This window comes from Pseudomonas sp. AOB-7 (assembly GCF_003696305.1).
Classification (GTDB): domain Bacteria; phylum Pseudomonadota; class Gammaproteobacteria; order Pseudomonadales; family Pseudomonadaceae; genus Aquipseudomonas.
Genome location: NZ_RFFK01000004.1, coordinates 12,498 through 27,965 on the forward strand (window position 1 = coordinate 12,498; position 15,468 = coordinate 27,965).

14 protein-coding genes and 1 pseudogene are annotated in these 15,468 nt (G+C 67.9%); 7 read left to right on the plus strand and 8 right to left on the minus strand.

Translation table 11 applies throughout. From position 1 onward, the window contains the following. Positions 1 to 77: 77 nt before the first annotated feature. A pseudogene (locus EA796_RS23685) lies at positions 78 to 854 on the minus strand (MCP four helix bundle domain-containing protein); the annotation flags it as partial. A 194-nt stretch (positions 855 to 1,048) separates the two neighbouring features. Between EA796_RS23685 and EA796_RS08920 the strand changes: the two are divergent. From EA796_RS08920 to EA796_RS08935, 4 genes are all read left to right on the plus strand, one after another. Beyond that, positions 1,049 to 2,656, plus strand: a complete 1,608-nt coding sequence (locus EA796_RS08920; protein WP_122108363.1) for a hypothetical protein — start codon at positions 1,049 to 1,051, stop codon at positions 2,654 to 2,656. 127 nt (positions 2,657 to 2,783) lie between these two features. Then, complete coding sequence (locus tag EA796_RS08925) at positions 2,784 to 3,062, plus strand: HU family DNA-binding protein (RefSeq protein ID WP_021443254.1); 279 nt, start codon at positions 2,784 to 2,786, stop codon at positions 3,060 to 3,062. Positions 3,063 to 3,298: 236 nt separating this feature from the next. Continuing rightward, the gene (locus EA796_RS08930; RefSeq protein WP_256679192.1) at positions 3,299 to 4,471 is read left to right on the plus strand and encodes a tetratricopeptide repeat protein; all 1,173 of its coding nucleotides are present in this window, start codon (positions 3,299 to 3,301) and stop codon (positions 4,469 to 4,471) included. Positions 4,472 to 4,527: 56 nt separating this feature from the next. After that, the gene (locus tag EA796_RS08935; protein ID WP_256679193.1) at positions 4,528 to 6,801 is read left to right on the plus strand and encodes an EAL domain-containing protein; all 2,274 of its coding nucleotides are present in this window, start codon (positions 4,528 to 4,530) and stop codon (positions 6,799 to 6,801) included. 3 nt (positions 6,802 to 6,804) lie between these two features. Here EA796_RS08935 and EA796_RS08940 read toward each other — a convergent pair whose 3' ends face one another. The 7 genes from EA796_RS08940 to arcD all read right to left on the minus strand — a co-directional run bounded on the left by EA796_RS08940 (position 6,805) and on the right by arcD (position 12,752). Then, complete coding sequence (locus EA796_RS08940; RefSeq protein WP_122108366.1) at positions 6,805 to 7,098, minus strand: copper-binding protein; 294 nt, start codon at positions 7,096 to 7,098, stop codon at positions 6,805 to 6,807. A 19-nt stretch (positions 7,099 to 7,117) separates the two neighbouring features. Continuing rightward, positions 7,118 to 7,612 (minus strand): plastocyanin/azurin family copper-binding protein, encoded by a 495-nt coding sequence (locus EA796_RS08945; protein WP_021446352.1) that lies wholly within the window; start codon positions 7,610 to 7,612, stop codon positions 7,118 to 7,120. A gap of 57 nt (positions 7,613 to 7,669) precedes the next feature. Then, complete coding sequence (locus EA796_RS08950; protein ID WP_021446351.1) at positions 7,670 to 9,082, minus strand: multicopper oxidase family protein; 1,413 nt, start codon at positions 9,080 to 9,082, stop codon at positions 7,670 to 7,672. Between the two features lie 16 nt (positions 9,083 to 9,098). Beyond that, entirely contained in the window at positions 9,099 to 10,499 is a 1,401-nt protein-coding gene (locus EA796_RS08955; RefSeq protein ID WP_122108367.1) for a TolC family protein, read from the minus strand. Continuing rightward, complete coding sequence (locus tag EA796_RS08960; RefSeq protein ID WP_122108368.1) at positions 10,486 to 10,785, minus strand: hypothetical protein; 300 nt, start codon at positions 10,783 to 10,785, stop codon at positions 10,486 to 10,488. Before EA796_RS08960 ends, EA796_RS08955 begins: the two co-directional genes overlap by 14 nt. Positions 10,786 to 10,859: 74 nt before the next feature. Next, positions 10,860 to 11,255 (minus strand): hypothetical protein, encoded by a 396-nt coding sequence (locus EA796_RS08965; RefSeq protein ID WP_021446348.1) that lies wholly within the window; start codon positions 11,253 to 11,255, stop codon positions 10,860 to 10,862. A gap of 69 nt (positions 11,256 to 11,324) precedes the next feature. Further along, the gene (gene arcD, locus EA796_RS08970; RefSeq protein WP_122108369.1) at positions 11,325 to 12,752 is read right to left on the minus strand and encodes an arginine-ornithine antiporter; all 1,428 of its coding nucleotides are present in this window, start codon (positions 12,750 to 12,752) and stop codon (positions 11,325 to 11,327) included. Positions 12,753 to 12,915: 163 nt separating this feature from the next. Here arcD and EA796_RS08975 point away from each other — a divergent pair, with 163 nt between their 5' ends. From EA796_RS08975 to EA796_RS08985, 3 genes are all read left to right on the plus strand, one after another. Continuing rightward, positions 12,916 to 13,893 (plus strand): alpha/beta hydrolase, encoded by a 978-nt coding sequence (locus EA796_RS08975; protein ID WP_122108370.1) that lies wholly within the window; start codon positions 12,916 to 12,918, stop codon positions 13,891 to 13,893. A gap of 138 nt (positions 13,894 to 14,031) precedes the next feature. Next, positions 14,032 to 14,718, plus strand: coding sequence for a hydrolase (locus EA796_RS08980; protein ID WP_003243736.1), 687 nt, complete (start codon positions 14,032 to 14,034; stop codon positions 14,716 to 14,718). A gap of 82 nt (positions 14,719 to 14,800) precedes the next feature. Beyond that, positions 14,801 to 15,379, plus strand: coding sequence for an antibiotic biosynthesis monooxygenase (locus EA796_RS08985; RefSeq protein ID WP_256679194.1), 579 nt, complete (start codon positions 14,801 to 14,803; stop codon positions 15,377 to 15,379). Positions 15,380 to 15,468 lie beyond the last annotated feature (89 nt).

The window sequence follows — 15,468 nt, forward strand, 5'->3', positions numbered from 1 at the left end:
CCGGCCAGGCTCTGCGCCGAGTCGGCCACCTCGCCGGTGACCCGGCCGACTTCCTTGATCAGCGGCTGCAGCTTGTCGAGAAAGCGGTTGAAGGCATGGCTGAGCTTGCCCAGCTCGTCCTTCGACAGCACGTCGAGGCGCACCCGCAGGTCGCCGTCGCCATCGGCGATCTGCTCGATGCGGTACAGCAGGTTGTGCAGCGGCCGGGTCACCAGCAGCGGAAAGCCCAGCACCAGCACCAGGCACACGCCCAGGCCGATGGCGATGATCAGCCCCTGCTGCCAGGCCAGTGCCTCGCCGCGGGCGATGGCGGCGGTGCCGACCGCGTTGGCGGCGCCATCTTCCAGCTCGCCGAGCTTGTCGATGGCGGTGCGCGCCGCCTCGAACTGCGCCTCGCTGTCGCCGAAGCTGAGCCGGCTGGCGCCGTCCGGATCGCTGGCGGCCAGTTCCAGCACCCGCTGCGAGGTGGCCTTCCAGCGCTCGAAACCACGGTCGAACTCGGCCACCAGCGCCAGCGCCTCGCTGCCCGGCTGCATGTCGGCGAACCTGTGCACGCGGTCGTAGGCCTGCTGCAGGTTCTCGGCATGGGCCGCCTTGAGCCCGGCGACATGCGCGCTGGCGCCTTCGCCCAGCAGGCTGCGCTCGGCGACGAAGGCCTGATAGAGGTCGCGGTCGGCGTTGAGCAGCAGGCTGATGGCGGGCAGATGGCGGTTGGTCAGGGTGGTGCTGGATTCGGCCACCTGGGCGATACCGCGCATGCCGAGCACGCCCATGGTGACCAGCAAGGCGGCCAGCAGCAGGATGGGCAAGGCGATTTTCCAGCGAAAGCCGAGGTCGGCGAAGGCGCGCAACATGATGGCACTCCGGTACTAGCCAGGTACCAGTAGCTTAGACGAGGCGCACCGGCGCACCGCCCGGCCGACCAAATGCCGCGACAAGCCGCGGCTTTCGGCTAGCCTTGGCTGGCACCCCGCGCAACTCGTCGCATCCCGCAGTCCGGCCCTGATGAGCAGTCCCGAGGCACGCGCGCACCCGTTCAGGAGCGCCCATGGCCAACCCGCACAGCCCCTTCCACCCGATCATCTACGTGCGCGGCTACGCCATGACGCCCGGCGAGATCGACCAGACCAGCGCCGACCCCTTCTGCGGTTTCAACCTCGGCTCCACCGTGTACCGCGCGGTGGCGGAGAAGACGCGTCAGCCGCGCAAGTTCGTCTTCGAGTCGCCGGTGATCCGCCTGGCCTCGGAGTTCGGCTACCAGGACGTGTACGAGGACGGCTACGACATCCTCGACCCGGAATGGGCGGCCAACCCGGACAACCGCATGGGCAGCCGTTCGATCATCGTCTACCGCTACTACGACGAGGCCTCACGCCTGCTCGGCATCGGCAGCACGCCGAGCCTGGAGGTGTTCGCCGGCAAGCTCGGCGAGCTGATCCTCAAGGTGCGCGAGCTGGTCTGCGGCAACCCGAAGAACGCCATCGCCGCCGCGGACTTTCGCTGCTACCTGGTCGCCCACTCCATGGGCGGCCTGGTCTGCCGTGGCCTGCTGCAGAACCCCAAGCTCGACCCCAAGGGCGCGGCGAAGCTGGTGGACAAGGTGTTCACCTACGCCACCCCGCACAACGGCATCGACCTGCTCGGCATCAATCCGCCGAGCTGGCTGAGCCTGAGCGACATCAGCAATTTCAACCGCGAGCGCCTGGCCGGCTTCCTCGGCCTGGAGGCCGCCTACCAGGCCACCGAGCGGGTCGACTGGCTGCCCGAGACGCGCTTTGCGTCCAAGCGCTTCTTCTGCATGGTCGGCACCAACCGCCTGGACTACGAGGCCGGCCTGGGCCTGTCGCGCACCTTCGCCGGCCACGGCAGCGACGGCCTGGTGCGCATCGACAACGCCACCCTGTGCGGCCTCGACGCCCAGGGCAAGCCGGGCGCGCCCTGCGCCAAGGCGTTCGCCTACCGCGCGCATTCCGGCTACTTCGGCATAGTCAACAGCGAGGAGGCCTACCAGAACCTCAGCCGTTTCCTGTTCGGCGACGTGCGCGTGGACATCTGGGCCGAGGTCGACGCCATCGTGCTGCCCAAGGAACTGCGCAAGGCCGAGGCCCAGGGCCAGACGGTCAACGCCCTGTATCAGTTCGAGGTGCTCGCCGCGCCGCGCGGCAAGCTGTGGTACCTCAGCCGGCGCACCGCCGAGGAGGACTCGGTGGCCTGCCTGGCGCACCAGCACTGGCTCAAGGCGCCGAAGCAGCACGGCAAGCTGTACCTCGGCAGCCTGTTTCTCGCCGACCGCGCGCGGGTCAACCAGCGGCGCAAGGGCCTGGCCTACACCCTGACGTTCAACGTGCGGGTGCCGGACTACGAGGTGGAGCGCAAACTCTGGGTCAACCAGCACTACGAGGGCAGCTACCTGTTCCGCAACAGCCTGGTGCTGGAAATCACCCCGCCCGGCGCCGCCGGCGGCGACTGGCAGGTGCACCACGCCTGGCAGAACCAGGGCGTGCATGCCGCCAACCAGGCACTCGGCGGCACCCTGCAGGCCGACGGCAGCCTGGAAATTCGCCTGCCCTTTGACAGCGCCAGCGAGCCGGGCATCCGCGGCCAGCTGCGCTTTTTGCTCGCCCGCTGGAACCAGCAGCCCGGAGCCGACGACTAATGCCAGTTCACCGCCGCGCCCGAGCGCCGGCTTTTGTGCTAGCGTTCCCCCGCTTTCGGCCACAGCGCCCGGGCCAGAGAGGCCCGGCACCGCGGCCGAAACCCTCACCCGAAAATGGAGTTACATCATGGCAATCACCAAAGACCAACTGATCGGCGACCTGGCCGAGGCCATCGACCTGCCGAAGACCTCGGTACGCGCCCTGCTCGATCAGCTGGGCGAAATTGTCAGCGACGCGCTGGAAAACGACGGCGAGATCACCCTGCCCGGCGTCGGCAAGCTGAAGGTCAGCGAGCGCCCGGCACGCACCGGCCGCAACCCGCAGACCGGCAAGGCCATCGAGATCGCCGCGAAAAAGGTGGTCAAGCTGGTACCGGCCAAGGCGCTGACCGACGCGCTGAACTGAGTCCCCGCCGGCCGCGGCTGCCATCAGCCGCGGCCGACTCCCGCCCCCTCCGCCCTCCCCGCGTGCACGCACAATCACCCTGTGCGGTTTTCGACTAGAGTGAACAGGCCGGCACGCAGACGCTGCCCGCCACCTCGGCAGCCGTGAAGTTGGGGGGAACCGTGCGCACGCTGATCGCCTGTCTTTTCTGCCTACTCTGGTTGAGCGGCTGTTCGAGCCAGCCCGCCCAGGACGGCTTGCTCGCCAGATCGGCCGAGCTGCTGAGCAAGACCGGCGAGCTGATCAGCCAACAGGCGCAGAGCCTGGGCAACTGGGGCGCCTCGCAGAACAACGCGCAGTACGACCGGGAACTGGCGCAGCTGTTCGACCAGCCCTATATCGCCCCGCTGACGCATTACCTGGACCAGCATGGTAGCGACGCCAGCCGCGCCGAGCACCTGCGCCAGGTGGTGGAAGAGCGCCAGCGCCGCTGCCAGCGCGTCGCCAGTCGCTACGCCGAACGCGACAAGACCCCGGCCACGCTGCAACAGATGCGCGCCAGCTATGGCGACTCCTGCCAGGAACAGATCGAACAGTTCGCCGCCCTGCTGCCGCCTGCCCGACCAGGCGCGACACCGCGCCCCGCCGTCAATAGCGCCCAACCGCGTCCTCGCGTCGCCCCCCCGGCGGTATCGCCTGGGATCGACCGCCAGCAGGCCAACGACTGCTACCTGCTGTTCACCATCAAGAACTACAGCCAGGCCCGCGACGCCTGCCTGGGGCCGGCCGCAGCCGGCGACGGCAAAGCGCAGTACAACCTGTCGGTGATCGCCAGCAGCCTGGGGAACTACCCCGAGGCACTGCACTGGGCGCGCCGCGCCGCCGAGCGTTCGCCCGACGGCTGCTACCAGCTCGGCGAGCTGTATCTGCGCGGCCAGGGCATCGAGCAGAACCCGGCCAGCGCCCTGAGCTGGTTCGAGCAGGCCGCGGAGCAGGGCCTGGCGCGCGCCCAGTACCAGAGCGCGCGGATGCACCAGCACGGCCAGGGCGCCGCGCCGAACCCGAGCAAGGCCCGTCAACGCTTCGAACAGGCCGCGCGCCAGGGGCATCGCGACGCGCAGCTCGCCCTCGGCCTGCTCTACCTGCACGGCGAGGGCATCGCCGTCGACAACGGCAAGGCGCGCGACTGGCTGCTGCGCGCCGCGCGCCAGGGCAGCGGCGCGGCGCAGTACCAGCTCGGCGAGCTGTATGCCGAAGGCCGCGGCGTGCCCCCCGATGCCGCGGCCGCCTATGTCTGGCTGAGCCTGGCCCGGGACAACGGCGAGCCGCGCGCCGCAGCCAGGCTGCAGCAGCTGCGCGCGCAGCTCGACGATGCGCAGATCGCCCAGGCTCAGCAGCGGGTACGCCGGACCCTGGAGCAACAGCGCTGATGGCTACCCGCCCCCGGCTACCCGGCATGCCGTCGAGGTCCTCGAAGCAGCTGCTGATGCTGCTGGTTCTGCTGCTCGTGGCGCTGTTCATCGCGGCGATGTGGGTGATGTCCTCGCTCAACCTGGACTTCTCCCAACGCGCCATGGCCGAACTGCGTCGCGGCCAGATCGAGGACAGTTTCTACGCCAACCTGGGACGCATCAACGGCCACCATAGGCGCATGGAGCAGCACACCGAAGCGCTCGCCCGCCTCGGCGAGCTGCTGCAGCGCAACGCGCTGGGCGACGAACTGGCGGCGCAACTGGAGCAGAAGCTGCGCGATTTTCCCGATGCCTTCGGCGTCGGCCTGTGGTTCGAGCCGGGGCGTTTTCCGGCCCTGGGCGAAGCCCCCGGAATCTATGCCCACTGGGGCGCCGACCGGCGCATCGAGGTAAGCCGCCAGACCGGCGACCCGCGCCAGCAGGACTGGTATCGCAGCCTGCTGCACAGCGAGCAGGATCGTAGCCAGACCCTGACCGAGCCGCTGCTGTGGAGCGCCGCCTACTACAAACCGCTGCCGGATGCCGCGGTGATCACCCTGGCCACGCCGCTGCACGACCGTCGCGGGCGCATCATCGGCCTGGCCAGCAGCGACTGGCGCAGCGAGGACGTGGTACGCCTGATCAGCGATATCAAGCTCACCCCCAACACCTTCTCCTTCCTGCTCGACCGCGACAACCGCAAGCTGAGCAGCCTAAACGAACAGGAGGACATCCCGGCCGCACAGCGCATCATGGACGCCATCCTCGCCGAACAGCTGGTCCGCGCCGCGACCGAACCCGTCACGACGCCGGGCGAACGTGCGCCGCTGCACAGCCGCGAGTTGCAGATCGACGGCGAGCGCTATGCCCTGCTGTTCGCCATGACCCGCGCCGACATGCTGTTCGGCCTCGGCGTGCCGCAGAACGAGATCGACGCGGTGCTGGCGCCGATGCGCCAGAGCAACTACCGCATCCTCGCCGTCACCGGACTGGTGCTGCTGGTGCTCGGCGCACTGCTGCTGCGCCTGATCGCCAGTGCCATGCGCCAGTTGGAGGCCTCCTACACCGATCCGCTGACCCAACTGCCGAACCGCGCCCGTCTGCTGCTCGACCTCGGGCGCACGCCGCGGCCGAGCCTGATCCTGCTCAACCTGGATGCCTTCAAGGAGATCAACGGCTTCTACGGTCACGCCTGCGGCGACCAGATTCTCCGCCACCTCGGCGCGCAGCTGGACCAGCACCTGCGCCTGGCCCCTGGCGAGGCACGCCTGTACCGCCTGACCGCCGACGAGTTCGCCGTGCTGCTGCCGCGCCAAAGCGGCGAACAGCTGGAGGCGCGCATGAGCGAGCTGAGCGCCTTTATCCAGCGCCAGCGCCTGGACTGGCAGGGCCAGGAGATCGGTTTCAACGCCACCCTCAGCGCCGCCAGTCTCAGCGCTGGCGAGGCGCGCCAGGGCCGCGACAACCTGCTCGCCTCGGCCGCCATTGCCCTCAAACTGGCGCGCCTGCAGCAGAAGAACCACCTGCTCTACGATCCGGCGCTGAAGATTCGCGAGGAATACGAACAGAACCTGCTGTGGGCCAACAAGGTCAAGGCGGCGCTGCAGGACGACCGGCTGCTGCCCTACTTCCAGCCGATCCGCGACAACCACAGCGGCAGCATCGGCAAGTTCGAGTGCCTGGTGCGCATGCGCGACGACGACGGCCAGGTGATCAACCCCGGTCGTTTCCTCGGTGTGGCGAAGAAGATCCGCCTGCATCGGCAGATCACCTGGGTGATGCTGGAAAAATGTCTGGAACGCTTTCGCGAGCTGCCCTACGAGTTTTCCATCAACCTGTCCTATGAAGACCTGACCGATCCGCAGCTGAGCCAGGCAATCAAGCTCAAGCTGCAGCAGAGCGGCATCGCCCCGCGGGTGATCTTCGAAATCCTGGAGTCCGAGGGCATCGACAACTACAGCCAGGTGCACGCCTTCATCGAGGAGGTCAAGGCACTCGGCTGTCGCATCGCCATCGACGACTTCGGCAGCGGCTACTCCAACTTCGAGCACCTGCTGCGGCTCAACGTCGATCTGATCAAGATCGACGGCAGCCTGATCCGCCAGCTCGACAGCGACCCCAACGCCTACGCTGTGGCTCAGGGCATCGTGCAGTTCGCCCGTAGCCTGAAGATGCAGACGGTGGCCGAGTTCGTCCACTCGGCGGCAGTGCAGGAGAAGGTGCTGGCCCTGGGCATCGACTATTCCCAGGGCCAGCATATCGGCATGCCGCAGGCCGAACCGGTGGCTCTGCCGGCGCCACAGGGCTGACCCCTACTCGACTACCTGCAACTCGGTGACGATATAGCGGTTGCCCTCCTGGCGCGCCTGGAAGCGCACCTGGTCGCCGGCCTCGACGCCCTCGAGCAGACTGGCCGGCTGCACCTCGAAGACCATGGTCATCGGCGGCATGCCGATGCTGGCGATGGGGCCGTGGCGCAGGGTGATCTTCTGCGTGGCAGCGTCCACCTTGCGCACCTCGCCCTGGCTCAGCGGCGCGGGGTCGGCGGCCTGCAGCGGCAGGCTGAACAGGGCGGCCAGGGCCGCGATCATCAGTTGCTTCTTCATGCGTGTTTCCTCTCTTGGGTCAGTCGGCCAGCACCTGGATGGTGCCAACCATGCCGGCCTGGTAGTGGCCGGCGATCAGGCAGGCGAAATCGAATTCGCCGGCGCGGTTGAAGGTCCAGATCATCTCGCCGCTCTGCCCCGGCGCGATATGGGCCATATAGGGCTCGTCGTGCTGCATGCCAGGAAACCTGGCCATCAGCGCGGCGTGCTCGTCCAGTTCGGCGCGGGTGCCAATGACGAATTCATGGAGCATCTGCCCGTCGTTGCGGTGGACGAAACGGATGGTCTCGCCCTGCCTGACCTGCAGATGGTCCGGGGTGAAGCGCATGTGGTCGGTCATGCGGATCTCGATGGTGCGGTCGACCTGCGCCGTATCGCCGGCGATGCCCCAGGGTTTCTGCTCCTTGATCGTCGCGGCGGCCTGATGGCCCTTGTGCGCCTCGCTGTGGGCCAGCGCCGCCGGGCTGCCCAGCAATCCGCCCAGGGTCAGTACCAGTAGCTGTAGTGATTTCATCGATCCATTTCCTCAAATTGCGTTATGGCCGGGCCGCACATGCCAACCCGATACCCGTCAATGCCCGGCATGCCCGCCCGGCTTGCGCACCTGCACTTCCACCGGCGTCTCGAGCGGCTGCTTGAGCGGCATCGACTGGCCACCGCCGTCGTGCGAGCGGCTCGGGCTGGCCAGTACGCCCTTCCACTCATGGGCCACAGTTCCGGCCGGATGCCTGAACCAGCCGGGGTCGCGGTAGTCGCCGGCGGCCTGCTCCTTGCGCACCTTGAGCATGGTGAACATGCCGCCCATCTCCACCGAGCCGAACGGACCGTCGCCGGTCATCATTGGTACGGTGTTGTCGGGTAGCGGCATCTGCATTTCCGCCATGTCGGCCATGCCGCGCTCGCCCATCACCATGTAGTCCGGAACCAGCTTGGCGATCTTGCGGGTCATGTCGCGGTGATCGACGCCGACCAGGGTCGGCACGTCGTGGCCCATGGCGTTCATGGTGTGGTGGCTCTTGTGGCAGTGCAGTGCCCAGTCGCCCTCCTCGTCGGCGATGAACTCGAGCTGGCGCATCTGCCCCACCGCCACGTCGGCGGTCACCTCCGGCCAGCGCGAGCCGACCGGGGTCGGCCCGCCGTCGGTGCCGGTGACCTCGAACTCGTGACCGTGCAGGTGGATCGGGTGGTTGGTCATGGTCAGGTTGCCGACACGCAGGCGCACGCGCTCGCCCTGGCGCGCCACCAGCGGGTCGATGCCGGGGAACACGCGGCTGTTGAAGGTCCACAGGTTGAAATCGAGCATCTGCATGATCTTCGGCGTGTAGGCACCCGGCTCGATGTCGTAGGCGCTGAGCAGGAAGCAGTAGTCGCGGTCCACCTCGCTGATCAGCGGATGATGCTCCTTGGGGTGGGTGACCCAGAAGCCCATCATGCCCATGGCCATCTGCACCATCTCGTCGGCGTGCGGGTGGTACATGAAGGTGCCGGGGCGACGGGCGACGAACTCGTAGACGAAGGTCTTGCCCACCGGGATCGCCGGCTGGGTCAGGCCCGCCACACCGTCCATGCCGTTGGGCAGACGCTGGCCGTGCCAGTGGATGCTGGTGTGCTCGGGCAGCTTGTTGGTGACGAAGATGCGCACCCGGTCGCCCTCCACCACCTCGATGGTCGGCCCCGGCGACTGGCCGTTGTAGCCCCACAGGTGGGCCTTGTAGCCGGGCGCCAGCTCGCGTACCACCGGCTCGGCGACCAGGTGGAATTCCTTGACGCCGTTGTTCATGCGCCACGGCAGGGTCCAGCCGTTGAGGGTGACCACCGGGTTGTAGGGCCGCCCGCTGCCCGGCTGCAGCGGCGGTTGGGTGTCGGCGCTGGCCTGCAGCACCGGCTCGGGCAGGGCCGCCATGGCCACCCGGCTGACCGCCGAAGTGGCCACCGCAGCGCCGATGGCGCCGGCCCCGAGAAAGAAATCGCGTCGTGAAACCATCTGGGAATTTCCTTGTTCAGTGGCCGGCGGCGGCCGGCTCGGCAGCAGCGGCAGGCGCCGCGCCGAGCGAGGGATTGGGCGCGCCCAACAGGGCCATGTCGAGGTCGGCGCGAGCCAGCCAGAAGTCGCGTTGCGCCTGCAGGTAGCCGTCCACCGCCTGCACCTGGCGGCGCGCATCGGCGAGCAGGTCGAAGGTGCTGATGAACATGCCGTTGTAACGCAGCAGGTTTTCCTCGGCGATGCGCTGGCGCAGCGGCAGCACCTCGGCGCGGTAGTGCTGCGCCAGCTCGAAGGCATTGCGGTAGGCGTGGTAGGCCTCGCGCACCTGCGAGCGGGCGTTGATCGCCGTCTCGGCGGCGCGGTTGAGCGCCTGGCGATATTGCGCCTCGGCCCGCGCCACCTTGGCACCGCTCCAGTCGAACAGCGGCAGTTCGACGCTGATCTCGTAGCCGCGCTGGGTCGGCTCCTCGTTGGAACGGTTGTTGACCACGCCCAGTTCCAGCACGTTGATGAAACGCGTGGTGCGGGTCAGACCGAGGTTCTGCGCCAGGCGCTCGGCATCCAGGCGCACGGCCTGGATGTCCTGGCGCTGGCTCATGGCCAGGCGCTCCACGTCCGGCAGCTGGTCGGCGCTGTTCGGCAGCGCCGGCAGGCGTTCGGGCAGGCGGTAGTCGAGCTGCTCGCCCCACAGGCCGAGCAGGCGGGTCAGCTGCTCGCGGCTGCGCACCCGCGCCTGTTCGGCCTGGATCAGGCCGATGCCGGCCTCGGCGTAGAAGTTCTGCTGCTCGGCCTGCTGCAGCTTGCTGAAGTTACCCACCGCGGCCAGGCGCCGAGCCAGCTCGGCGCCGGCTTCGGCGGCGTCCAGCACCTGCCGCGCGTAGACCAGGCTCTCCTCGGCGGCGACCGCCTGGTACCAGGCCTTGCGCGTCTCGCTGGCCAATTCGAACACCGCCAGGCTGGTCTGCCGCTGCAGCTGCTCGAAGCGCCGGCCTTCCAGGCGCGAGGTCAGCGGCAGGGCGATCAGCCGCGCCAGGTTCAGGTGCAGGCCGCGCTCGTATTCGACCTCGCTGCCCTTCTCCAGACGGCCGTAGGAGAAGCCGGGATTGGGCAGGCGCCCGGCCTGCACCCGCTCGGCCTCGCCGATGCCCAGCTCGTCGAAGGACGCCTGCAGGCCGCGATTGTTGAGCAGCGCCAGCTGCACCGCGGCGTCCAGGCTCAGGGGTTCGGCCAGCAGCTCGGCGACGCGCGCCTCGATCTGCCCGCGCCCGGCCTCGTCCCGCGCCCACAGCAGTCGCTTGTCCAGCTGGCGCTCGGCGTTTTGCTGCACTGGGTCGAAACCGCCGTCCTGGCTGAAGCCGGCGCAACCGGCCAACAGCAGCGCGGCGCAGAGCAGCACGGCGGGTTTAATGGTGGTCATGGCCACCTCCCTCGGCGGGCTCGGCACCCTGCTCGGCCGGCTGCTCCCAGCCCTCCATGCTGTAGGTGCGCCAGCCGCCGATACGGCCGACCAGGTCGTTGGCCGCGCGCCAGTCCTGCAACGGCTCGTCGGCCTGGGCGCGGTAGTGCTGCAGGGGTGAACGGTAATCCTGCGCCGGCACGGCGGCGTTGGCGTCCAGCGGGTCGGGCTGGGCCGCCATCAGGATGCCGGGCAGCGCCAGGGCGGCGATGCCCAGCAGCCTTCCGGCAAGGGAATGCAAAGTCATGATGTGTTCTCGCGTACGGCGGCCAGGCGGCCGCGTGAGCTACAGGCGCCGCAGGACGGCGCTACCTAAGAGGCTCAGGCGAGAGAAAGACGCGGGGGGCGTTCGGGGGTGTCGGCCACGCCGACGATAAGGCGGTCGGGCCAGGCTGTAGCCGGCTCGACGGCTTGCAGGGCAGAGTCGTTCAGAAACGGCTGGCTGGGCGCGGCGACGCCGACGCAGAAGGCGCACAGGGTACAGAGGCTGCCATCGCCGGGAGCCTCGCTGCTGGCAGCAGGCGCGCCATCCTGATGCGCGTCATGTGCGCTATCGGCCGTCATCTCGTGGTGCTCGCCATGCTCGCTGCCGCTCATCTGCAGGGCGCCGCTGCGATGCACCTGCTCGCACAACTGCATGCCGAGCGCCGCCATGGCCTGTGCCGGCAGGGCCAGCATCAGTATCCAGATCAGGGCGGTACGCAGGGTTTTGCGCATGGGGGTCGCGAGGCCAGAGTCAGAGGGCGATGGGGCGGATTATCCGCGCGCTGGCCGCTTTGTCCAGCACTACAAGCTCAGATGCCCGGCATACAGGCCGTAGCCGGCCAGCGCGGCGGTCAGCACTACGGCGGCGAAGATCGGCCATTCGAAGCGGGTGAACAGCATCTGCCCCTGCTCGCGCTTGGCCTTGAGAAACAGCAACGCCCCCGGCGCATAGAGCAGCGCCGACAGCAGCAGGTACTTGACCCCGCCGGCATACAGCAGCCAGATCGCGTAGCCCACCGCCAGCAGGCCGATCGCCAGGTCCTTGCGGCGTAGCCCGGCCTGGTCTTCGTAGGTTTCGCCGCGCAGCGCCAGCAGCAGCGCATAGACCGCCGACCACAGGTAGGGCACCAGGATCATCGACGAGGCCAGGTAGATCAGCGACAGGTAGGTGCCCTGGGAAAACAGGGTGATCAGCAGAAACAGCTGGATCATGCCGTTGGTCAGCCACAGCGCGTTGACCGGCACCTGATTGGCGTTCTCCCGGCGCAGGAAGGCCGGCATGGTGCCGTCCTTGGCGGAGACGAAGAGGATTTCGGCGCACAGCAGCGCCCAGGACAGCAGCGCACCGAACAGCGACACCGCCAGGCCGATGCTGATCAGCACCGCGCCCCAACGCCCTACCACGTGTTCCAGCACTCCGGCCATGGACGGGTTCTGCAGCGCCGCCAGCTCGGGCTGGCTCATCACCCCCAGCGACAACAGGTTGACCAGCATCAAGAGCGCCAGCACGCCGAGAAAACCCATCACCGTGGCCTTGCCCACATCGCGGCGGCGCTCGGCGCGCGACGAGTACACGCTCGCCCCTTCGATGCCGATGAACACGAACACGGTGACCAGCATCATGTTGCGCACCTGCTCCAGCACGCCGCCGAACTGCGGATTGCTGCGGCCCCAGATGTCACGGGTGAAGATGTCGCGGTCGAAGGCCAGGCCGACGATGACGATGAACAGCAGGATCGGCACCAGCTTGGCGACCGTGGTGATCAGGTTGATCAGCGCCGCTTCCCTGATGCCGCGCAGCACCAGGGCGTGCACGCACCACAGCAGCACCGAGGAACAGGCGATGGCCAGCGGCGTATTGCCCTGGCCGAAGACCGGGAAGAAGTAACCCAGGGTGGAGAACAGCAGGACGAAGTAGCCGACATTGCCCAGCCAGGCGCTGATCCAGTAGCCCCAGGCCGAGGAAAACCCCATGTAATCGCCGAGGCCCGCCTTGGCGTAGACGTACACCCCGCCATCGAGCTGCGGCTTGCGGTTGGCCAGGTTCTGAAAGACGAAGGCCAGCGCCAGCATGCCCACCGCGGTGATGCCCCAGCCGATCAGCACGGCGCCGACATCGGCCCGTGCGGCGATGTTCTGCGGCAGCGAGAAGATCCCGCCACCGACCATCGAGCCCACCACCAGCGCGGTCAGCGACCCCAGACCCAGCTTGCGACTTTCCCCTGTCATGCCCACCTCGTCCGGACGCCAGCGACTCCGCTCTCACTCTAGCAGCCCGGCAGCAGCCTGATGCCAAAACGGCAGGCCGGTACAAGCCGGCTCGACCTCAGGGGCAGAAGATGCCCGACGCAGTAGTGCTACAGCTCCTTCAACCATCATGAGGTCAATCGCCATGCAGCCCTCCCCCAACCTGGGCGCCGGCAGTCCCGGCGTCGAACGCAACACCCAATCCTTTCTCGAAGCCCTGGCCGCCGGTGGTGGCACGCCCCTGGAACGGCTATCGCCTGCGGAGGCCCGCGCCGTGCTGGTAGGCGCGCAAGCCTCGGTCGAGGTCGATCTATCGGCCGTGGAAACCCGCGAACACAGCATCGAGGCCGCCGGCCAGATGCTGAAGCTGGTGGTGGTGCGTCCGACGGGCAGCCAGGGCAACCTGCCGGGCTTCATGTTCTTCCACGGTGGCGGCTGGGTGCTGGGCGACTATCCGACCCATGCACGGCTGATCCGCGACCTGGTGGTGCACTCCGGCGCCGCGGCGATCTACGTCGACTACACCCCCTCGCCCGAAGCGAAATACCCGACTGCGATCAACCAGGCCTTTGCTGCGACCCAATGGGTGGCCGCCAATGGCAGCCAGATCGGTGTCGACGGTTCGCGCCTGGCCGTGGCCGGCAACAGCGTCGGCGGCAATATGGCGGCCGTGGTCGCCATCAAGGCGAAAGAGGCCGGTACGCCGAAGCTGCGTTTTCAGCTGCTGCTGTGGCCGGTGACCGACGCCAGTTTCAACAACGCCTCCTACAACCAGTTCGCCGAGGGGCATTTCCTCACCCGCGGGATGATGGAGTGGTTCTGGGACAACTACACCACCGACCCCAAGCAGCGTAACGAGATCCACGCCTCGCCGCTGCGCGCCAGCCTGGAGCAGCTGCAAGGCCTGCCACCGGCCATGGTGCAGAGCGCCGAGATGGACGTGCTGCGCGACGAAGGCGAAGCCTACGCCCGCCGCCTGGGCGCGGCCGGCGTCGCGGTCAGCGCCGTGCGTTACAACGGCATGATCCACGACTACGGCCTGCTCAACGTGATCGCCGAGGTGCCTGCGGTGCGCACTGCCATGCAGCAGGCCGGCGCGGCGTTGCGCGAACACCTGGCCTGAGCGCCACAGCCCGATACCAGAACCGCAGTTACATCCAATCCAGGCGGCGACCGCTCTGCAATAGTCCTTTCGTCTACCCGACGGCAACGACCGACGGGATGCGTGCATCGTCCACCGCCTCACCGACAGGTAACCGCTATGAGCAATCCAAAAACCGAAGTCCTGACCCCGCACAACAGCCAGCTGATCTTCATCGACCAGCAGCCGCAAATGGCCTTCGGCGTGCAGAGCATCGATCGGCAAACCCTGAAGAACAACACCGTGGGCCTGGCCAAGGCGGCCAAGATCTTCAACGTGCCGACCATCATCACCACGGTCGAGACCGAAAGCTTCTCCGGTCACACCTACCCCGAACTGCTCGCCGTGTTCCCCGACGCGCCGCTGCTCGAGCGCACCTCGATGAACTCCTGGGACGACCAGAAAGTTCGCGACGCGCTGAAGAAGAACGGCCGCAACAAGGTCATCGTTTCCGGCCTGTGGACCGAGGTGTGCAACACCACCTTCGCCCTCTCCGCCATGCATGACGCCGGCTACGAGATCTACATGGTCGCCGACGCCTCCGGTGGCACCTCGCAGGCCGCCCACGACTACTCCATGCAGCGCATGATCCAGGCCGGCGTGGTGCCGGTGACCTGGCAGCAGGTACTGCTGGAGTGGCAGCGCGACTGGAAGAACCGCGACACCTACGACGCCGTCATGGCCCTGGTCAAGGAACACTCCGGTGCCTACGGCATGGGCGTGGACTACGCCTACACCATGGTGCACAAGGCGCCTGAGCGTGTGCAGCACGGTCCGACCCTGGCCCCGGTGGCAGCCCCCATCTGAGCCGATGACGGCCGAGCCGGTGACGCGCCCCGCCGCACGTCACCGGCTCGGCAAGACCCAGGCCACGCGCAGAGTCTCCAGCATGAGCGAGACGCAACAGGAAACCGTCACCCTGGTGGTGCGCCACCAGGTGCGCCCCGACCATGTGCCGCGTTACGAGGCCTGGCTACGGCGCATCATCGCCACCGCCAGCCAATGCCCCGGCCACCTCGGCGTGGACGTGGTGCGCAGCCGTCAGGCCAGCCTGGCGCAATTCACCTGCGTGCTGCGCTTCGCCGGCCTGCAGCAGTTGCAGAACTGGGTCGACTCGGAGCAAAGGCGCCAGTTGATCGCCGAGGTCGAGCCGCTGCTGCGCGCCGGCGACCAGCTGGAGATCGCCCAGGGCAAGGAGTTCTGGTTCATGCCGGAAAGCGCGCAGACGCCGCCGCCCCGCTGGAAACAGGTCTGCGTCACCTTCCTGGTGATCCTGCCGCTGAGCCTGCTGGTGCCGCTGCTCTGGCAACCCCTGTTTCAGCTCGCTCCCTGGCTCGGCGGCTACCTGCCGAGCAACATCGTGATCACCCTGAGCATCGTCCTGCTCGTGGTGTACCTGTTCATGCCCATGGCCACGCGGCTGTTCGCCGCCTGGCTGAGCCCCAGCACCGACGAGGATCGACCATGAGCCAGGATCCCTCCGACCCGAAACGTCGCCATTTTCTCGCCACCAGCAGCGTGCTCGGCGCCGCCGGGGCGCTGTGGTCCACCCTGCCC